General features: G+C 59.3%; 16 protein-coding genes. 12 read left to right on the forward strand and 4 right to left on the reverse strand.

Features of this window, described 5'->3' with window-relative positions; genetic code table 11:
• Positions 1-328 precede the first annotated feature (328 nt).
• The 7 genes from hemJ to CUV01_RS07460 all read left to right on the forward strand — a co-directional run bounded on the left by hemJ (position 329) and on the right by CUV01_RS07460 (position 7,597).
• Complete coding sequence (gene hemJ / locus CUV01_RS07430) at positions 329-775, forward strand: protoporphyrinogen oxidase HemJ (RefSeq protein WP_101459909.1); 447 nt, start codon at positions 329-331, stop codon at positions 773-775.
• A 126-nt stretch (positions 776-901) separates the two neighbouring features.
• Positions 902-2,173, forward strand: a complete 1,272-nt coding sequence (gene rho / locus CUV01_RS07435) for a transcription termination factor Rho (protein WP_101459910.1) — start codon at positions 902-904, stop codon at positions 2,171-2,173.
• Positions 2,174-2,192: 19 nt separating this feature from the next.
• Positions 2,193-3,449: a tRNA uridine-5-carboxymethylaminomethyl(34) synthesis GTPase MnmE gene (gene mnmE / locus CUV01_RS07440; protein ID WP_101459911.1), complete on the forward strand. Its 1,257-nt coding sequence runs from the start codon at positions 2,193-2,195 to the stop codon at positions 3,447-3,449.
• A 10-nt stretch (positions 3,450-3,459) separates the two neighbouring features.
• On the forward strand, positions 3,460-5,322 hold the full coding sequence (mnmG, locus tag CUV01_RS07445) for a tRNA uridine-5-carboxymethylaminomethyl(34) synthesis enzyme MnmG (protein ID WP_101461936.1): 1,863 nt from the start codon (positions 3,460-3,462) through the stop codon (positions 5,320-5,322).
• Entirely contained in the window at positions 5,319-5,912 is a 594-nt protein-coding gene (gene rsmG, locus CUV01_RS07450; RefSeq protein ID WP_101459912.1) for a 16S rRNA (guanine(527)-N(7))-methyltransferase RsmG, read from the forward strand. Before mnmG ends, rsmG begins: the two co-directional genes overlap by 4 nt.
• The gene (locus CUV01_RS07455; RefSeq protein ID WP_101459913.1) at positions 5,905-6,702 is read left to right on the forward strand and encodes a ParA family protein; all 798 of its coding nucleotides are present in this window, start codon (positions 5,905-5,907) and stop codon (positions 6,700-6,702) included. Before rsmG ends, CUV01_RS07455 begins: the two co-directional genes overlap by 8 nt.
• On the forward strand, positions 6,695-7,597 hold the full coding sequence (locus tag CUV01_RS07460; RefSeq protein WP_101459914.1) for a ParB/RepB/Spo0J family partition protein: 903 nt from the start codon (positions 6,695-6,697) through the stop codon (positions 7,595-7,597). Before CUV01_RS07455 ends, CUV01_RS07460 begins: the two co-directional genes overlap by 8 nt.
• Here the strand turns inward: CUV01_RS07460 and CUV01_RS07465 are convergent.
• From CUV01_RS07465 to rph, 4 genes are read right to left on the reverse strand one after another with little or no spacing between them, the layout of a single operon-like run.
• Complete coding sequence (locus CUV01_RS07465) at positions 7,594-7,899, reverse strand: YbaN family protein (protein ID WP_232962591.1); 306 nt, start codon at positions 7,897-7,899, stop codon at positions 7,594-7,596. The two genes, CUV01_RS07460 and CUV01_RS07465, sit on opposite strands and share 4 nt — an antisense overlap.
• Positions 7,900-7,957: 58 nt before the next feature.
• Entirely contained in the window at positions 7,958-9,145 is a 1,188-nt protein-coding gene (gene hemW / locus CUV01_RS07470; protein WP_101459916.1) for a radical SAM family heme chaperone HemW, read from the reverse strand.
• A gap of 1 nt (position 9,146) precedes the next feature.
• Positions 9,147-9,755, reverse strand: a complete 609-nt coding sequence (gene rdgB, locus CUV01_RS07475; protein ID WP_101459917.1) for an RdgB/HAM1 family non-canonical purine NTP pyrophosphatase — start codon at positions 9,753-9,755, stop codon at positions 9,147-9,149.
• Positions 9,752-10,465, reverse strand: coding sequence for a ribonuclease PH (gene rph / locus CUV01_RS07480; RefSeq protein ID WP_101459918.1), 714 nt, complete (start codon positions 10,463-10,465; stop codon positions 9,752-9,754). The genes rdgB and rph overlap by 4 nt, the downstream gene beginning before the upstream one ends.
• A gap of 75 nt (positions 10,466-10,540) precedes the next feature.
• Between rph and hrcA the strand changes: the two genes are divergently transcribed.
• The 5 genes from hrcA to CUV01_RS07505 all read left to right on the forward strand — a co-directional run bounded on the left by hrcA (position 10,541) and on the right by CUV01_RS07505 (position 14,504).
• Complete coding sequence (gene hrcA, locus CUV01_RS07485; RefSeq protein WP_101459919.1) at positions 10,541-11,596, forward strand: heat-inducible transcriptional repressor HrcA; 1,056 nt, start codon at positions 10,541-10,543, stop codon at positions 11,594-11,596.
• Between the two features lie 7 nt (positions 11,597-11,603).
• A complete protein-coding gene (locus CUV01_RS07490) occupies positions 11,604-12,134 on the forward strand; it encodes a nucleotide exchange factor GrpE (RefSeq protein ID WP_101459920.1) in 531 nt (176 codons plus the stop codon).
• Between the two features lie 173 nt (positions 12,135-12,307).
• On the forward strand, positions 12,308-13,081 hold the full coding sequence (locus CUV01_RS07495; RefSeq protein WP_101459921.1) for an amino acid ABC transporter substrate-binding protein: 774 nt from the start codon (positions 12,308-12,310) through the stop codon (positions 13,079-13,081).
• Positions 13,081-13,755, forward strand: a complete 675-nt coding sequence (locus tag CUV01_RS07500) for an amino acid ABC transporter permease (protein ID WP_101459922.1) — start codon at positions 13,081-13,083, stop codon at positions 13,753-13,755. Before CUV01_RS07495 ends, CUV01_RS07500 begins: the two co-directional genes overlap by 1 nt.
• Entirely contained in the window at positions 13,752-14,504 is a 753-nt protein-coding gene (locus CUV01_RS07505; protein WP_101459923.1) for an amino acid ABC transporter ATP-binding protein, read from the forward strand. Before CUV01_RS07500 ends, CUV01_RS07505 begins: the two co-directional genes overlap by 4 nt.
• Positions 14,505-14,557: the final 53 nt, after the last annotated feature.

Genomic DNA, 14,557 nt, shown 5'->3' on the forward strand with positions numbered 1-14,557 from the left:
ACGGCGAAACGTGGGGAAAACCGCTTGAGACAAAGGCGGAACGACTGCGTTTCCTCCACATGGTGACAGTTTTATGACCGATCACCTTTCGTCTGTGGAGATGGGACCTTATCCACATCTTGTTCACAAGATAGAACATCATAGCAATATGATTTTATTATATTTTTTTGTTTATCAACAGTTCTACACCCAAACTCTGAAGGGCACATGATTCTGTGGACAATTGGTCCTGAACCGGGATTGTCCAGACTGTCCACTGCCCTTACAACTACATCAATCTTTATTCTTTCTTTCTATTATATAAGAAGAAAGGCGATGAGGCTGTGAAATGACCGACCTGCTGAGCACCCTCTATCCGTGGATCAAGTCCCTGCATGTGATGGCTGTGATTTCATGGATGGCTGGCCTGTTCTATCTGCCCAGGCTGTTTGTCTATCACGCAGAACGCGGGATGCGGGACGGTGAACCGTCTCAGAGCTTTGTGATCATGGAACAGAAGCTGCTGCGCCTGATCATGAACCCGGCAATGATCGTGACGTGGATCGCTGGGCTCTGTCTGGTGTTCACACCCGGGATCGTCGACTGGGGTTATGCCTGGCCTTGGGTCAAGGCTGCAGCAGTGCTGGCGATGACCTGGTTTCATCACTGGCTGGGCCGGCAGCGAAAGAACCTGATGAAGGGTAAGGCGCTGGATGGTCGGCGGTACCGGCTGATGAATGAGGTGCCGACCCTGTTGATGGTCATTATCGTGCTGTCGGTGATCGTAAAATTCTGATCGGTTGACTCTGTAGCGCCGGTCGCCTATGTGCTGCACAAGCCCGGCCGTCCGGTTTGGGGATTTCCATACATTGATGCTGTACCCGCCTGTAATGCTGCGGGTCGTTTGATATCGGTCCAAATTATGAATGAAGAACGCCTGAACCTGTCCGATCTGAAAGCCAAGACGCCAGCTGATCTGCTGTCCATGGCCGAAGAGTGGGAGATCGAGAACGCCTCGACCATGCGCAAGGGCGAGATGATGTTCTCGCTGTTGAAAGAGCATGCCGAGGATGGGTGGGACATTGGCGGCGATGGTGTGCTGGAGGTCGTTCAGGACGGCTTTGGCTTCCTGCGCTCGACCGAGGCGAACTATTTGCCGGGTCCCGATGATATCTATGTCAGCCCTGACATGATCCGCCAGCATTCGCTGCGGACCGGTGATACCGTTGAGGGCGTGATCCGCGCGCCGGGCGAGAGCGAGCGTTATTTCGCCTTGACCAAGGTCGAGCAGATCAACTTTCAAGATCCGGAGCGGGCACGTCACAAGGTTGCCTTTGACAACCTGACACCGCTTTACCCCGATGACCGGCTGAACATGGAAATCGAGGATCCGACGATCAAGGATCGCTCGGCCAGGATCATTGATCTGGTGGCCCCGATCGGCAAAGGGCAGCGTTCGCTGATCGTTGCACCGCCGCGGACGGGGAAGACAGTGCTGCTGCAGAATATCGCGCATTCGATCGAACGAAATCACCCGGAATGCTATCTGATCGTTCTGCTGATCGACGAGCGGCCGGAAGAAGTGACGGATATGCAGCGTTCGGTTAAGGGCGAGGTTGTGTCCTCGACCTTCGACGAACCGGCCAGCCGCCACGTTGCGGTATCGGAAATGGTGATCGAAAAGGCCAAGCGCCTGGTCGAGCACAAGCGAGATGTCGTAATCTTGCTGGATTCGATCACGCGGCTTGGTCGGGCCTTCAACACGACGGTGCCGTCATCGGGCAAGGTACTGACCGGCGGCGTTGACGCCAACGCGTTGCAGCGTCCCAAGCGGTTCTTTGGCGCGGCGCGGAATATCGAAGATGGTGGATCTCTGACCATTATCGCGACGGCGCTGATCGATACCGGGTCGCGAATGGACGAAGTGATCTTTGAGGAATTTAAAGGTACCGGCAACAGTGAAATCGTGCTGGACCGCAAAGTGGCGGATAAACGGGTCTTCCCCGCAATGGATATTCTCAAGTCCGGGACCAGGAAGGAGGAACTTCTTGTTGATTCCAAAGACTTGCAGAAGACTTACCTGTTGCGTCGTATTCTTAACCCGATGGGTACGACCGACGCGATCGAATTCCTTATTTCGAAGTTGAAGCAAACCAAAACCAACAGCGAATTCTTTGATTCCATGAACGCGTGACCAAGGTTGTAGCTTTGCTATGGACACGATCTTCGCAGAAGCAACGCCACCCGGCAGGGGTGGCGTTTCCATTTTAAGGATCAGCGGCCCCGATGCCAGATCGGCGGCTGAGCTTTTGGCAGGGCCATTACCCATCCCCCGCCAGGCTGAATTCCGTGCCTTGCACGACGCGGATGAGGTGTTGGACCAGGCGCTTGTCATCTGGTTCGAGGACGGCAAGAGCTTTACCGGAGAACAGTCCGCAGAGTTGCAATTGCATGGTGCCCCTGCTGTTGTGCGGCGCGTTATGGAGGCGTTGCGAGGCACCGGACTACGCGAAGCAGAGGCGGGAGAATTTACACGGCGTGCATTTCTGAACGGCAAGCTTGATCTTGCCGAGGTCGAGGGACTGTCTGATCTGCTGTCGGCCGAGACGGAATCACAGAGGCAGCAGGCGATGCGGGTAGCCGGTGGTGACATCGGCAAGCTAACGGCGCGCTGGCGCGATATGTTGATCCGGGCAGGCGCCTTGATAGAAGCAAGCATCGATTTTGCAGATGAAGAAGCGCCGGATGAAGTGCCTGATGAGGTTTATGAGCTGATCGAACAGCTGCGGGAGCAGATATCGGAAGAGTTGAAGGGCTATCCGGCCAGCGAACGGATTCGCGAGGGCTTTGAGGTGGCGATCATCGGGCCACCGAATTCAGGCAAGTCGAGCTTGATAAACCGGATTGGCGGCCGTGACGTCGCGATCGTTTCATCGCGTCCAGGAACCACCCGCGACATCATAGAACTGCGGCTGGACCTGCGTGGATTGTCGGTGACCCTGCTGGATACAGCTGGGTTGCGCGAAACCGAGGATGAGATTGAGGCGGTCGGCGTCGCAAAGGCGCGCCAGCGAGCTCAGAATGCTGATTTGCGAATATTTTTGGCTGAAGGCGAGCACTCGGATCTGTCGTTGTTTAAGGATGGCGATCTTCGTTTACAGTCGAAGGCTGATCTGGATCCGGCATCCGAAGGCGTTTCCGCGCTGACAGGTTCCGGGATAGATCAGATGCTTGACGCAGTGTTTGCGCAACTGTCGCAGAGGGTCGCGGGCGCTGGTCTGGTTAGTCATCGCCGGCAGGCAGATGCCCTTCGCGAGGCGATTGCGGCGCTGGATATAGCGGACTTGCGCCCAGAGATACTTGCAGAATCCGTCAGACAAGCGGCATTGTCTCTTGAGCGGCTGGTTGGCCGCGTGGGGGCAGAGAATTATCTAGACGTTGTATTTTCGTCGTTCTGTATCGGAAAGTAGGGTGTTTCACGTGAAACATTTTGATGTGATCGTAATCGGCGGCGGCCATGCCGGCATAGAGGCCGCGGCAGTTTCTTCGCGAATGGGCGCGCGAACTGCGCTTGTCACCATGCGCGAGACAGACCTAGGCGCACTCTCCTGTAACCCGGCCATTGGTGGTTTGGGAAAAGGCCATCTGGTTCGCGAGATAGACGCGTTGGACGGCTGTATGGGGCGCATTGCCGACAAGGCCGGAATTCAGTTCCGCCTCTTAAATCGTCGCAAAGGCCCGGCTGTTCGTGGCCCGCGCGCTCAGATGGACCGTGCTGCCTACCGCCGAGAGGCGCGTGCACATCTTGATCGTACCGAAAATCTGACCCTCATATTCGGCGAGGTTGTTTCGTTTTTGCAGGCTGGCGATTCTGTTATTGGCGTTTCGCTCGCGGATGGCAGCAGCCTAGAGGCAGCGTCGACCGTGCTGACGACGGGCACCTTTCTGAACGGCGTCATTCATATTGGTGACGAAACTCGGCAGGCGGGCCGATGGGGAAATGGCGCGTCTGTCGGGCTGGCCGCATCGCTGGCAAGATTCGATCTGCCGCGCGGCCGACTGAAGACAGGCACCCCGCCGCGTCTTGACGGGAAAACGATCGATTGGGATGCGTTGGAACAGCAGCCTGGTGACGACCAGCCAAGCCTTTTCTCTGATCTCAGCAGCGGCACATCGCTGCGGCAAATTTCCTGTTCGATCACCCACACAAACGCCGACACGCATCAAATCATCAGGGAAAACCTTGGCCGCTCCGCAATGTATGGCGGCCAGATCAGCGGGCGGGGGCCGCGGTATTGTCCGTCGATCGAGGATAAGATTACGCGGTTTGCAGACAAGGAATCACACCAGATCTTTCTTGAGCCCGAAGGACTGGAAGACGATACGGTCTATCCGAACGGGATATCGACCTCGCTGCCCCAAGATGTTCAAGTCGACTACGTTCGGACAATACAAGGTCTTGAAAATGCGGTAATTTTGCAGCCAGGCTATGCGGTCGAATATGATTATATTGACCCTCGCGCGCTATTGCCCACGTTGCAGGTCGAGACCGTTCCCGGGCTCTATCTGGCGGGACAGATCAACGGAACGACAGGCTACGAGGAGGCCGCCGCGCAAGGCTTGGCGGCGGGGTTGAACGCGGCTGCAACAGCGTTGAGCGCTCCCAACGTCGTCTTTAGCAGAACCAGTAGCTATATCGGCGTGATGATTGATGACCTCATCACACGCGGCGTGACCGAGCCCTATCGCATGTTCACGTCCAGAGCTGAGTTCCGGCTTAGTCTTCGGGCGGATAACGCGGATCAGCGACTGACCGAGATCGGCATGCGCGCAGGATGCGTCGGTCAAGAGCGGCAAGCGCACTTCAGCAAGAAGATGGCGGCATATTGTAACGCTCGCGATATCGCCGAGGCAGCCAGCTTCACGCCGACACAATTGGCAAAAGCCGGCCTGTCAGTAAGGCAGGACGGGCAGCGCCGCTCGGCCTTTGAGCTGATGGCCTATCCTGATGTCGACCACGACACAGTTCTTGGGTTGGCGCCAGAACTCACGCGCTGTCAGCCAGCGGCGGTCGAGCAGGTTCGCAATGATGCAATATATCACCAGTATTCCGACCGTCAGTCCCGTGATGCCCGGGCCATAAAAGATGACGAACAGACCCTGCTGCCGGGCGATATGGACTATACCCAGCTCTCCGGCCTGTCGTCGGAACTGCAAAGAAAGCTGACAGAGTATCGACCGCGCAACCTCGCTGACGCGGCCAAGCTTGAGGGAATGACCCCGGCTGCGCTGATGTTGGTCCTTGCGGCGACGCGGAACAGCAACCGAAAGCGCGCTGGATGAGGGGTGTTTCACGTGAAACATCAGAGCGTCTGGCGGCCTATCAGGCGCTTGTCAAAAAATGGAATCCGCGGATAAATCTGATTGCGCGATCCACGCTCGATCAGATCTATGACCGCCATATTCGTGACAGCGCACAGCTGGTCGATATGGTTGGCCTCAACAGCGGCGCCTGGGCAGATATCGGCAGCGGCGGTGGTTTCCCCGGCCTCGTTGCGGCGATTCTGAGGGCTAATCAGCCGATATCCTTCTCACTGATTGAAAGTGACCAGCGCAAGGCGACATTCCTGCGCGCCTGCGCCCGAGAATTGGCATTGCCGAATGTCCAGGTGCACGCTGCGCGCATCGAAGCGCTGAAACCCGCCGCTGCCGATATAGTTAGCGCCCGCGCGCTTGCCCCTTTGCCCGACCTCATGTCATATGTTCATCGACACATGAAACCCGACGGTGCGGCATGGTTGTTAAAGGGCGAAAGCTGGCAAAGTGAAGTCCAGGATGCGAAGGTCGACTGGCGCTTTGATTTCGATGCCCACCCCAGCCAAACACATGACGGCGCGGCAATTCTCAGGATAACAAATCTGTCCCATGTCTGAACCAAAGATCATCGCCATAGCCAATCAAAAGGGCGGCGTCGGCAAGACGACCTCGACGCTAAATCTTGGCGCGGCGCTAGCGGATGCTAGGCACCGGACCATTCTGATCGACCTGGATCCGCAGGGAAATGCGTCGACCGGGCTGGGTATTGATACAGAACGCCGCGAAATCACCTCATATGATCTGTTGGGCGGGCAGGCAGAGTTGACCCAGGCGGCTTTATCCACCGATGTTGACAACCTTCGCATCGTCCCGTCGACACCTGATCTTTCCTCGGCGGATATCGATTTTTCCCGCAGCACCGACCGAACGCGCCTGCTGCGTAAGGTTCTGCGCAATGGGGCCGATGCCGACATCGTTCTGATCGATTGCCCGCCGGCACTGGGTCTGCTCACCGTCAACGCCATGGTTGCCGCAGACGCGGTGCTGGTTCCGCTTCAGGCAGAGTTCTATGCGCTGGAGGGGCTGTCGCAGCTGCTGCTGACCGTGCGCCAGATCCGCCAGTCCGCAAACCCGAACCTGCGGGTCAACGGTGTTCTTCTGACGATGTCGGACAGCCGCAACAATCTATCCCAGCAGGTAGAGGCCGACGCTCGTGCTACCCTTGGGGATCTGGTTTATCGTACCACGATCCCGCGCAATGTCCGCGTGTCCGAGGCGCCTTCGCATGGCAAGCCGGTTGTTCACTATGACCCGGCCTCCAAGGGCGGTGTCGCTTATCAGGCTTTTGCCAAGGAATTCATGCAAAGGCTGAGCCTTTCTACACAGAGGGAGGCCGTAAATGGCTGAATCTAAAACAGGAAAACGCGGTCTTGGTCGCGGCCTTTCGGCGCTGATGGCCGATGTTGATCTGGCTGATTCCGCCTCGGATCAGGCCCGTCCGGCGGTCGAGCGCACGCTGATCCCCATCGAGCAGCTATCTCCCAATCCCGATCAGCCGCGGCGCGATTTTCAGCCCGAGGCGCTGCAAGAACTTGCCCAGTCGCTGAAATCACGCGGTGTCCTGCAGCCGCTGATCGTTCGACCGCACCCCCGCGACGAGGGGTTGTTTCAGATCGTTGCCGGCGAACGCCGCTGGCGCGCGGCGCAGTTGGCACAACTGCATGAGTTGCCCGTTATCGTGCGCGAGATGGACGATACCGAAGTGCTGGAAGTCGCTCTGATAGAGAATATTCAGCGCGCCGACCTTAACGCCATCGAAGAGGCCACCTCGTTCCGGCAGCTCATGGATAAATTTGGCCACACGCAAGAACAGCTGGGCGAGGCTTTGAACAAAAGCCGCAGCCATATTGCCAATCTCCTGCGCCTTCTGGGCCTTCCTGATCAGGTTCAAAGCTGGCTCAAAGAGGGCAAGCTAAGCGCCGGTCATGCGCGCGCGCTGGTGACTGCGCCCAATGCGGCGCAATTGGCGCGGCGGGTGATCGACCGGGGTCTGTCGGTTCGCGAAACCGAGAAACTGGTTCGTGACCTGACAAAGCCCGCCGCTGAAAAGCCTGTCCAGCGTCGCGCAGCAGTCGAAAAGGACGCAGATACCCGTGTTCTGGAGGCCGATCTGTCAGCGCATTTGCGCATGCGCGTGGCGATCAATCATAGCGGAAATGCCGATGGCGGACAGTTGGTTGTGAGCTATCGCGATCTCGATCAGCTTGACCGCCTGTGTCAGGTTCTTGGCGGTACGGCCTAAGGCCGTTGCCGCGAGGGGCGGCTGACCACAAAGATGGCGATCAGGGTGCATATGATCGCTTGAGTGGCGACGACCCAAGGGGGCATGCCAAGCCACCATGACAGGCCGACGCCTGCCGACATGGCGAGCACGGCCCACGTCTTTGCCAGAACCGAAATCACGCCGTCCTCTTGCCAGGCCCTGACCGAAGGTCCGTATTTGGGGTGATTGCGGATGCGCGCGCGCAGCTCGGGCGAGGAATGCGAAAAGGCCCAGGCCGCGACCAGCAGAAATGGCACGGTTGGCATGACTGGCAGGGCCACGCCGATGACCCCCAGGCCAACAGATACCCACCCCACACTGAGCCAAAGAAGACGCATCCTAAGCCGCCAGTTCTCGCAAGATTGCATTCAGCACGGGTCGCCCTGCGCGCGTCGCCGCGATATGTTCGCCATGCCGTTCGATCATACCCCAATCCAGCAACCGGTCGATGGCCCCGGCGTCTAACGGTTGCCCCGACAGACGTTCATAGCGTTGGGTCGAAACACCCTCGCGCAGGCGCATGGCCATCAGCAGATACTCCGTGGCCTGATCCTGATCGCTCAGATCCGTTAGCGCAATTTCACCCGATCCCTGTTGCTCCACCGCATCCAGCCAAGCCCCCGGGGCGCGCAGCGCCTCGGTTGCCACGCGTTTGTCGGTCAGCGACAGACGTCCATGCGCGCCGGGGCCGACCGCCGCCCAATCGCCCTGACGCCAATAGACAAGATTATGGCGGCTTTCCGCGCCGGCCCTTGCATGATTGGAAACTTCATAGCCTGGCATATCTCTCGCAGCGCAAATATCTAACGTTTCCAGATACATATCTGCGGAGACATCGTCATCTGGCAACCCGCGCAGGCTACCGGCTGCGTGTCGTGCGCCAAAAGCGGTGCCGGGCTCGATCGTCAGTTGATACAAGGACAGATGGTCGGCTGCCATAGCCAGTGCCTCAGCCAGTTCCGCGCGCCACTGGTCGATGGTTTGGTCCTGACGGGCATAGATCAGGTCAAAGCTGACGCGGTCGAAACAGCGTTGTGCGATATCAAAGGCTGCCCTCGCTTCGGCGACAGAATGCAGGCGCCCAAGGCGGCGCAGATCGTCGTCACGCAGCGACTGAATCCCCATGGATAGCCGGTTGACGCCTGCATCGGCAAAGCCTTGGAATCTTCCCTGCTCAACGCTGGTCGGATTGGCCTCCAGCGTAATCTCGATGTCATTGGCAAAGCCCCAGGCACCGCGCGCCGCGGCGATGACAGCATCGACCGTCTCGGGCTGCATCAAAGACGGCGTTCCGCCACCAAAGAAGATGCTGCCCAGTTGCCGCGCGGAGCCGGTTACTTGCCGGCCCAGACGCTGGATTTCGGCCGTCAGCGCGCTCGCCCAGCGGCGCTGATCCACCTGCGACACGACATGGCTGTTGAAATCGCAATAAGGGCATTTGGCCGCGCAAAACGGCCAGTGGACATACAGGCCGAAGCCACCGGCCCGCCAATCGTCGCGGGCAAGTGCGCCGGTCTGATCGCTCATCTCAAGCAAAACTGCCAGCCATCATCTTGGCCACGGCGCGCGCGCGATGGCTAAGCGTATTCTTCTGATCAGCCGACATCTCGCCCAGTGTGAGCTCATGGCTTTCGGGCATGAAGATCGGATCATAGCCATGCCCTTCGGCGCCGCGTGGTGGCCAGACAACGCGTCCGGGCAAGACCCCCTCAAAGACCTCGTCATGGCCATCGGGCCACATCAGCACCAGAGTGCAGCGAAACTGCGCATTTCGTGGCTCTGGTGCGGAAATCGCTTCTAGTTCGTCCCAGGTCCGCTGCATCGCCATGCCGAAATCACGCCCGTTGCCGGTTTCAGCCCAATCGGCGGTATAGACGCCGGGCGCGCCATCCAGCGCGTCGATGCTGATGCCGCTGTCGTCAGACAGTGCGGGCAGGCCGGTGGCCGAGACGGCGGCGCGGGCCTTGATCCGCGCATTGCCGACAAAGTTGTCCTCGGTTTCGACAGGCTCTGACAGGCCGGCCTCTGCGGCGCCGATGACCTCGATCCCGCGAGGCGCCAGCAACGCGCGCATTTCGTCCAGCTTTCCGGCGTTATGCGTCGCAATCAGCAGTCTCTGGCCCTCGAAACGTCTCATCCGATGGCCGCCTTTTGCGCCGCGACCAGTTCGGCCACGCCCGCTTCGGCCAGATCCAGCAAGCCGCCCATTTCGTCACGCGAAAAGGTCGCACCCTCGGCGGACATCTGAACTTCGATCAGGTTGCCAGCGCCGGTCATGACAAAATTTCCGTCCGTCCCCGCTTCGCTATCCTCGGCATAATCCAGATCGGCAACCAACTGTCCGGCATAGATACCGCAAGAAATCGCCGCGACATGATCGACCAGCGGATCGCTGTTCAGCAACCCGGCCTTGAGCAGTTTGTTCACGGCCAGCCGTAGCGCCACCCAGCCCCCGGTGATCGAGGCGCAGCGGGTGCCCCCATCGGCCTGTATCACGTCGCAATCCACGGTGATCTGACGCTCGCCCAGCGCACGCATGTCAACACCAGCGCGCAGGCTTCGACCTATAAGGCGCTGAATTTCAACGGTTCTTCCGCCTTGCTTGCCGGATGCCGCCTCGCGCCGGTTCCGGGTATTGGTCGCACGCGGCAACATCCCGTATTCCGCGGTGACCCAGCCCTTGCCGCTGCCCTTCAGCCAGCGCGGCGGGTTCTCTTCGATACTGGCAGAACACAGCACATGGGTTCCGCCGATTTTGATCAGACAAGAGCCCTCGGCATGACCCATAACGCCGGTCTCGATTGTAATTGGCCGCAATTCGCTTAAATTCCTGCCAGAGGGGCGCATGGGCTTAGTCCTTTCCTTGGTTTTCTGCCCCATATAGGCCCACCGCAGAACGACGCAACCCCGCGAGAGGCACGGTTGAGCCAGCAACTACAGCTTTCCGAACTGAATGAGCGCTCGCGCGAGGTCTTTCGCCGCGTCGTCGAGTCCTATTTGCAAACGGGCGAGCCGATCGGCTCTCGCACCCTGACACGCGACATGTCCGAGCGAGTCAGCGCGGCGACGATCCGCAACGTCATGCAGGATCTCGAGTATATGGGGCTGCTGGACAGCCCGCATGTGTCGGCTGGCCGACTGCCCACGCAGTTTGGCCTGCGCCTTTTCGTAGATGGCATGATGGAGGTCGATACTGTCGCCCCGACCGACCGTGCGCTGATCGAACAGACCATCGGCAATGACAGCCCGGATACCGGCACTTTGCTGGACCGGGTCAGTACCGCACTCAGCAGCATCACGCATGGCGCGTCGCTGGTCCTGACGCCAAAGCACGAAGCACCGGTTCGGCACCTGGATTTCGTCAGCCTGGCCCCGGATCGCGCGCTTGTGGTGCTGGTCTTCGCCGATGGCCATGTCGAGAACCGCATCTTCACGCCGCCGGCGGGCCAGACGCCCTCATCCATGCGCGAGGCGGCAAATTTCCTCAACGCCATCGCCGAGGGTCGCACCCTGTCCGAACTGCGCAGCCATATCAGCCGTGAAATGGCTATACGGCGCCAGCAGCTTGATGGTCTGGCGGCTGAACTGGTCGATTCCGGTTTGGCCCTGTGGGACACCGCCGAAACCGATGCGCGGTTGATCGTGCGTGGGCGGGCCAATCTGCTGGACAGCGAAGCCGCCGATATCGACCGTATCCGCGAGCTGTTTGATGATCTGGAACGCAAGCGCGATATCGTCGATTTCCTCGAGTTGACGGAACAGGGCGACGGTGTGCGCATATTTATCGGCTCAGAGAACAAACTTTTCTCTCTTTCGGGTTCCTCTCTGGTGGTTTCCCCCTATATGAATGCCGACCGTAAGATTATAGGCGCCGTGGGCGTCATTGGGCCGACGCGTTTGAACTATGGCCGTGTCGTTCCCATCGTGGATTATACTGCGCAGCTGGTCGGGCGGGTGCTGTCTGGCCGGAAAGGATGAAAAGGCGATGACTGATCAGAACGACTTGCCCGGCGATGACCCGCTTGACGACCCGCTGTCCGATCCCTCGATCCAGATCGAACAACTGGCGGCCGAGCGTGACGAAATGCGTGACAAGTTCATGCGCGCGCTGGCAGATGCGGAAAACGCCCGCAAGCGCGCCGACAAAGAGCGTCGTGACGCCGAACAATATGGCGGCTCGCGTCTGGCCCGCGACCTGCTGCCGGTCCATGACGCGCTGAACCGCGCACTGGAAACTGTGGGCGAAGAACAGCGCGCAGTCGCGCCGGCGCTGATCGAAGGGGTCGAACTGACCCTGCGGGAACTGGCCAATGTGTTCACCAAGCATGGCATTGCCATTCTTGCGCCGCAGATCGGCGACAAGTTTGACCCCCAAAACCACGAGGCCATGTTCGAGGCCGCCGTTCCCGGCACGCGATCGGGCGAGATCATTCAGGTCATGGATAGCGGCTTCAAGCTGCATGACCGGCTGCTGCGCCCCGCCAAGGTCGGCGTCAGCTCTACACCGGCCAGCTAACACTCAGGCGCCCCCGAACGCCGTTCTGGCAATCCGGTCGGATGGCAGAACGGCGTTCGCGTGTCAGCCGCGTTGTTGCAAACGACTTTCCTTTCTGTTGAAAACCACGGGACTCGCCCTTGCGGGCATTCGCTGATATCCACATCTGATCCCTGAATTTACAGGAGTTTCAGATGTTCAAATCGCTGATCGCCGCGCTGGCCCTTTCTGCCGCCAGCATCGCCCCCGCCGCCGCCGACACCATTCGCGTCGGCATGTCGGGTGGGTATTTCCCTTTTACCTTTGTCGAACAGGACGTTCTGCAGGGGTTCGAGGTCGATTTTCTGAACGCCATCGGTGAGGTCACCGGCGACGATATCGAATTCGTCACCATGTCCTTTTCGGGCCAGATCGGCGCGCTGGAATCGAACCGCATCGACACCATCGCCAACCAGCTCACCATCACCCCCGAACGCGAGGCGAAATTCGTCTTTTCGCAGCCCTATGTCTATGACGGCGCCCAGATTGTTGTACGTCGCGGCAACGAGGTTGGCATTGGCGGCCCCGACGATCTGTCGGGCAAATCCGTTGCCGTGAACCTCGGGTCCAACTTCGAGGAACTGCTGCGCGAACTGCCGAATTCGGCAGATATCGACATTCGCACCTACGAATCGAATATCGAGCAGGACGTCGCCATCGGTCGCGTCGATGCCTTTGTGATGGACCGCGTTTCGACCGGTCAGGTCATCGCCAAAAGCCCCGCCCCGCTCGAGCAGGCGGGCGAGCCGTTCAGCGAGATCCGCAATGCGCTGCCCTTCCGCAACGACGAGGCTGGCAACGCGCTGCGCGACAAGGTTGATGCGGCCATCACCACGCTGAAAGAGAACGGCAAACTGGCCGAGATTTCGGAAAAATGGCTGGATGCGGACGTGACGCAACCTGCCGCCGAGACGGTCCCTGCTGAATAATGTACACGCTTAATCTGGAATACATGATCGGCCTCGTGCCGGTCATTCTGGGTTACGTTCCCAAAACCCTGGCCATGGCGTCCGCCGCCATGGTCGCGGCACTTATACTGGCGGCGGTGCTGGCGGTCTTCAGGGTCTTCAAGATCCCGGTGATCGATCAGCTCGTCGCGCTGTTCATCAGCTTTTTCCGCGGCACGCCGCTGCTGGTGCAGCTTTTCCTGTTCTATTACGGCCTGCCACAGGTCTTCGCCTCGCTTGCCAGCATTGACGGCATCACGGCGGCCATTATCGGCCTGACGCTGCATTTTTCGGCCTATATGGCCGAATCGATCCGCGCCGCGATCCTTGGCGTCGACCGCAGCCAGTGGGAGGCCTCGGAATCCATCGGCATGACCCGCTGGCAGATGCTGCGCCGGATCGTCCTGCCACAGGCCGCGCGCATCGCCGCGCCGACATTGATGAACTATTTCATCGACATCATCAAAAGCACCTCGCTGGCCTTCACACTTGGTGTGACCGAGATGATGGGCGCCGCCCAGAAAGAGGCCGCCGGCAGTTTCCTGTATCTCGAGGCCTTTCTGGTCGTTGCGATCATCTATTGGGGGCTGGTCGAGTTCTTTTCCTTCTTCCAGCGGCAACTTGAACGCCGCATGAACAGGGCCTTCGCACGATGACTACCGATTGCGAGATCAATATTGACGGGCTGACCAAGCGTTTTGGCGACAACACCGTGCTAAACGATATCGATCTGTGCCTTAAACCGGGCGAGCGGGTGGCGATCATCGGCCCGTCCGGCACCGGCAAATCGACGCTGCTGCGCTGCCTGAACTATCTGGATCGTCCCGATGCCGGCACGATCAGCATTGGCGATCTGAGCGTCGATGCCGCCAGTGCCAACCGCAAGCAGATCCTGGCCTTGCGTCGTCGCACCGGGTTCGTGTTCCAAAACTACGGCCTTTTCGCCAACAAGACCGCGCGCCAGAATATCACCGAAGGCCCGATTGTCGTGCGCGGTCTGTCGCGTGATCAGGCAGGCCAGAAGGCTGATGAGGTACTGGCGCAGATCGGGTTGGCGGATAAGGCCGACAGCTATCCCACCGCGCTGTCAGGCGGCCAGCAGCAACGCGTCGGCATTGGTCGGGCGATGGCGATGGAGGCAGATCTGCTATTGTTCGATGAACCCACCAGCGCGCTGGACCCGGAATGGGTGGGCGAGGTTCTGGACCTGATCCGCGAGGTCGCGGATGGTCGCCAGACCATGCTGATCGTCACCCACGAGATGCAATTCGCCCGAGAAATCGCCGACCGGGTGATCTTTATGGACGGCGGCCGAATTGTCGAACAGGGCCCGCCCGCGCAGATTTTTGATGCCCCTCAGGACGAGCGGACTCGCAGCTTTCTGCGCCGCGTCAGCCAGTCCTGAGCGGTCACCAGCGCAGATCGCGGTTGTTTTTCCCGGCCCTGCTACAACCTTTT

It is taken from the genome of Paracoccus tegillarcae, from assembly GCF_002847305.1.
Lineage (GTDB): Bacteria > Pseudomonadota > Alphaproteobacteria > Rhodobacterales > Rhodobacteraceae > Paracoccus > Paracoccus tegillarcae.

Bases quoted from the DNA above. Each gene is read 5' to 3' on its own strand.
- hemJ (WP_101459909.1), top strand. From the start codon at position 329: ATGACCGACCTGCTGAGCACCCTCTATCCGTGGATCAAGTCCCTGCAT.
- rho (WP_101459910.1), top strand. From the start codon at position 902: ATGAATGAAGAACGCCTGAACCTGTCCGATCTGAAAGCCAAGACGCCA.
- mnmE (WP_101459911.1), top strand. From the start codon at position 2,193: ATGGACACGATCTTCGCAGAAGCAACGCCACCCGGCAGGGGTGGCGTT.
- rsmG (WP_101459912.1), top strand. From the start codon at position 5,319: ATGAGGGGTGTTTCACGTGAAACATCAGAGCGTCTGGCGGCCTATCAG.
- CUV01_RS07455 (WP_101459913.1), top strand. From the start codon at position 5,905: ATGTCTGAACCAAAGATCATCGCCATAGCCAATCAAAAGGGCGGCGTC.
- CUV01_RS07460 (WP_101459914.1), top strand. From the start codon at position 6,695: ATGGCTGAATCTAAAACAGGAAAACGCGGTCTTGGTCGCGGCCTTTCG.
- hemW (WP_101459916.1), bottom strand. From the start codon at position 9,145: ATGAGCGATCAGACCGGCGCACTTGCCCGCGACGATTGGCGGGCCGGT.
- rdgB (WP_101459917.1), bottom strand. From the start codon at position 9,755: ATGAGACGTTTCGAGGGCCAGAGACTGCTGATTGCGACGCATAACGCC.
- rph (WP_101459918.1), bottom strand. From the start codon at position 10,465: ATGCGCCCCTCTGGCAGGAATTTAAGCGAATTGCGGCCAATTACAATC.
- CUV01_RS07490 (WP_101459920.1), top strand. From the start codon at position 11,604: ATGACTGATCAGAACGACTTGCCCGGCGATGACCCGCTTGACGACCCG.
- CUV01_RS07495 (WP_101459921.1), top strand. From the start codon at position 12,308: ATGTTCAAATCGCTGATCGCCGCGCTGGCCCTTTCTGCCGCCAGCATC.
- CUV01_RS07500 (WP_101459922.1), top strand. From the start codon at position 13,081: ATGTACACGCTTAATCTGGAATACATGATCGGCCTCGTGCCGGTCATT.
- CUV01_RS07505 (WP_101459923.1), top strand. From the start codon at position 13,752: ATGACTACCGATTGCGAGATCAATATTGACGGGCTGACCAAGCGTTTT.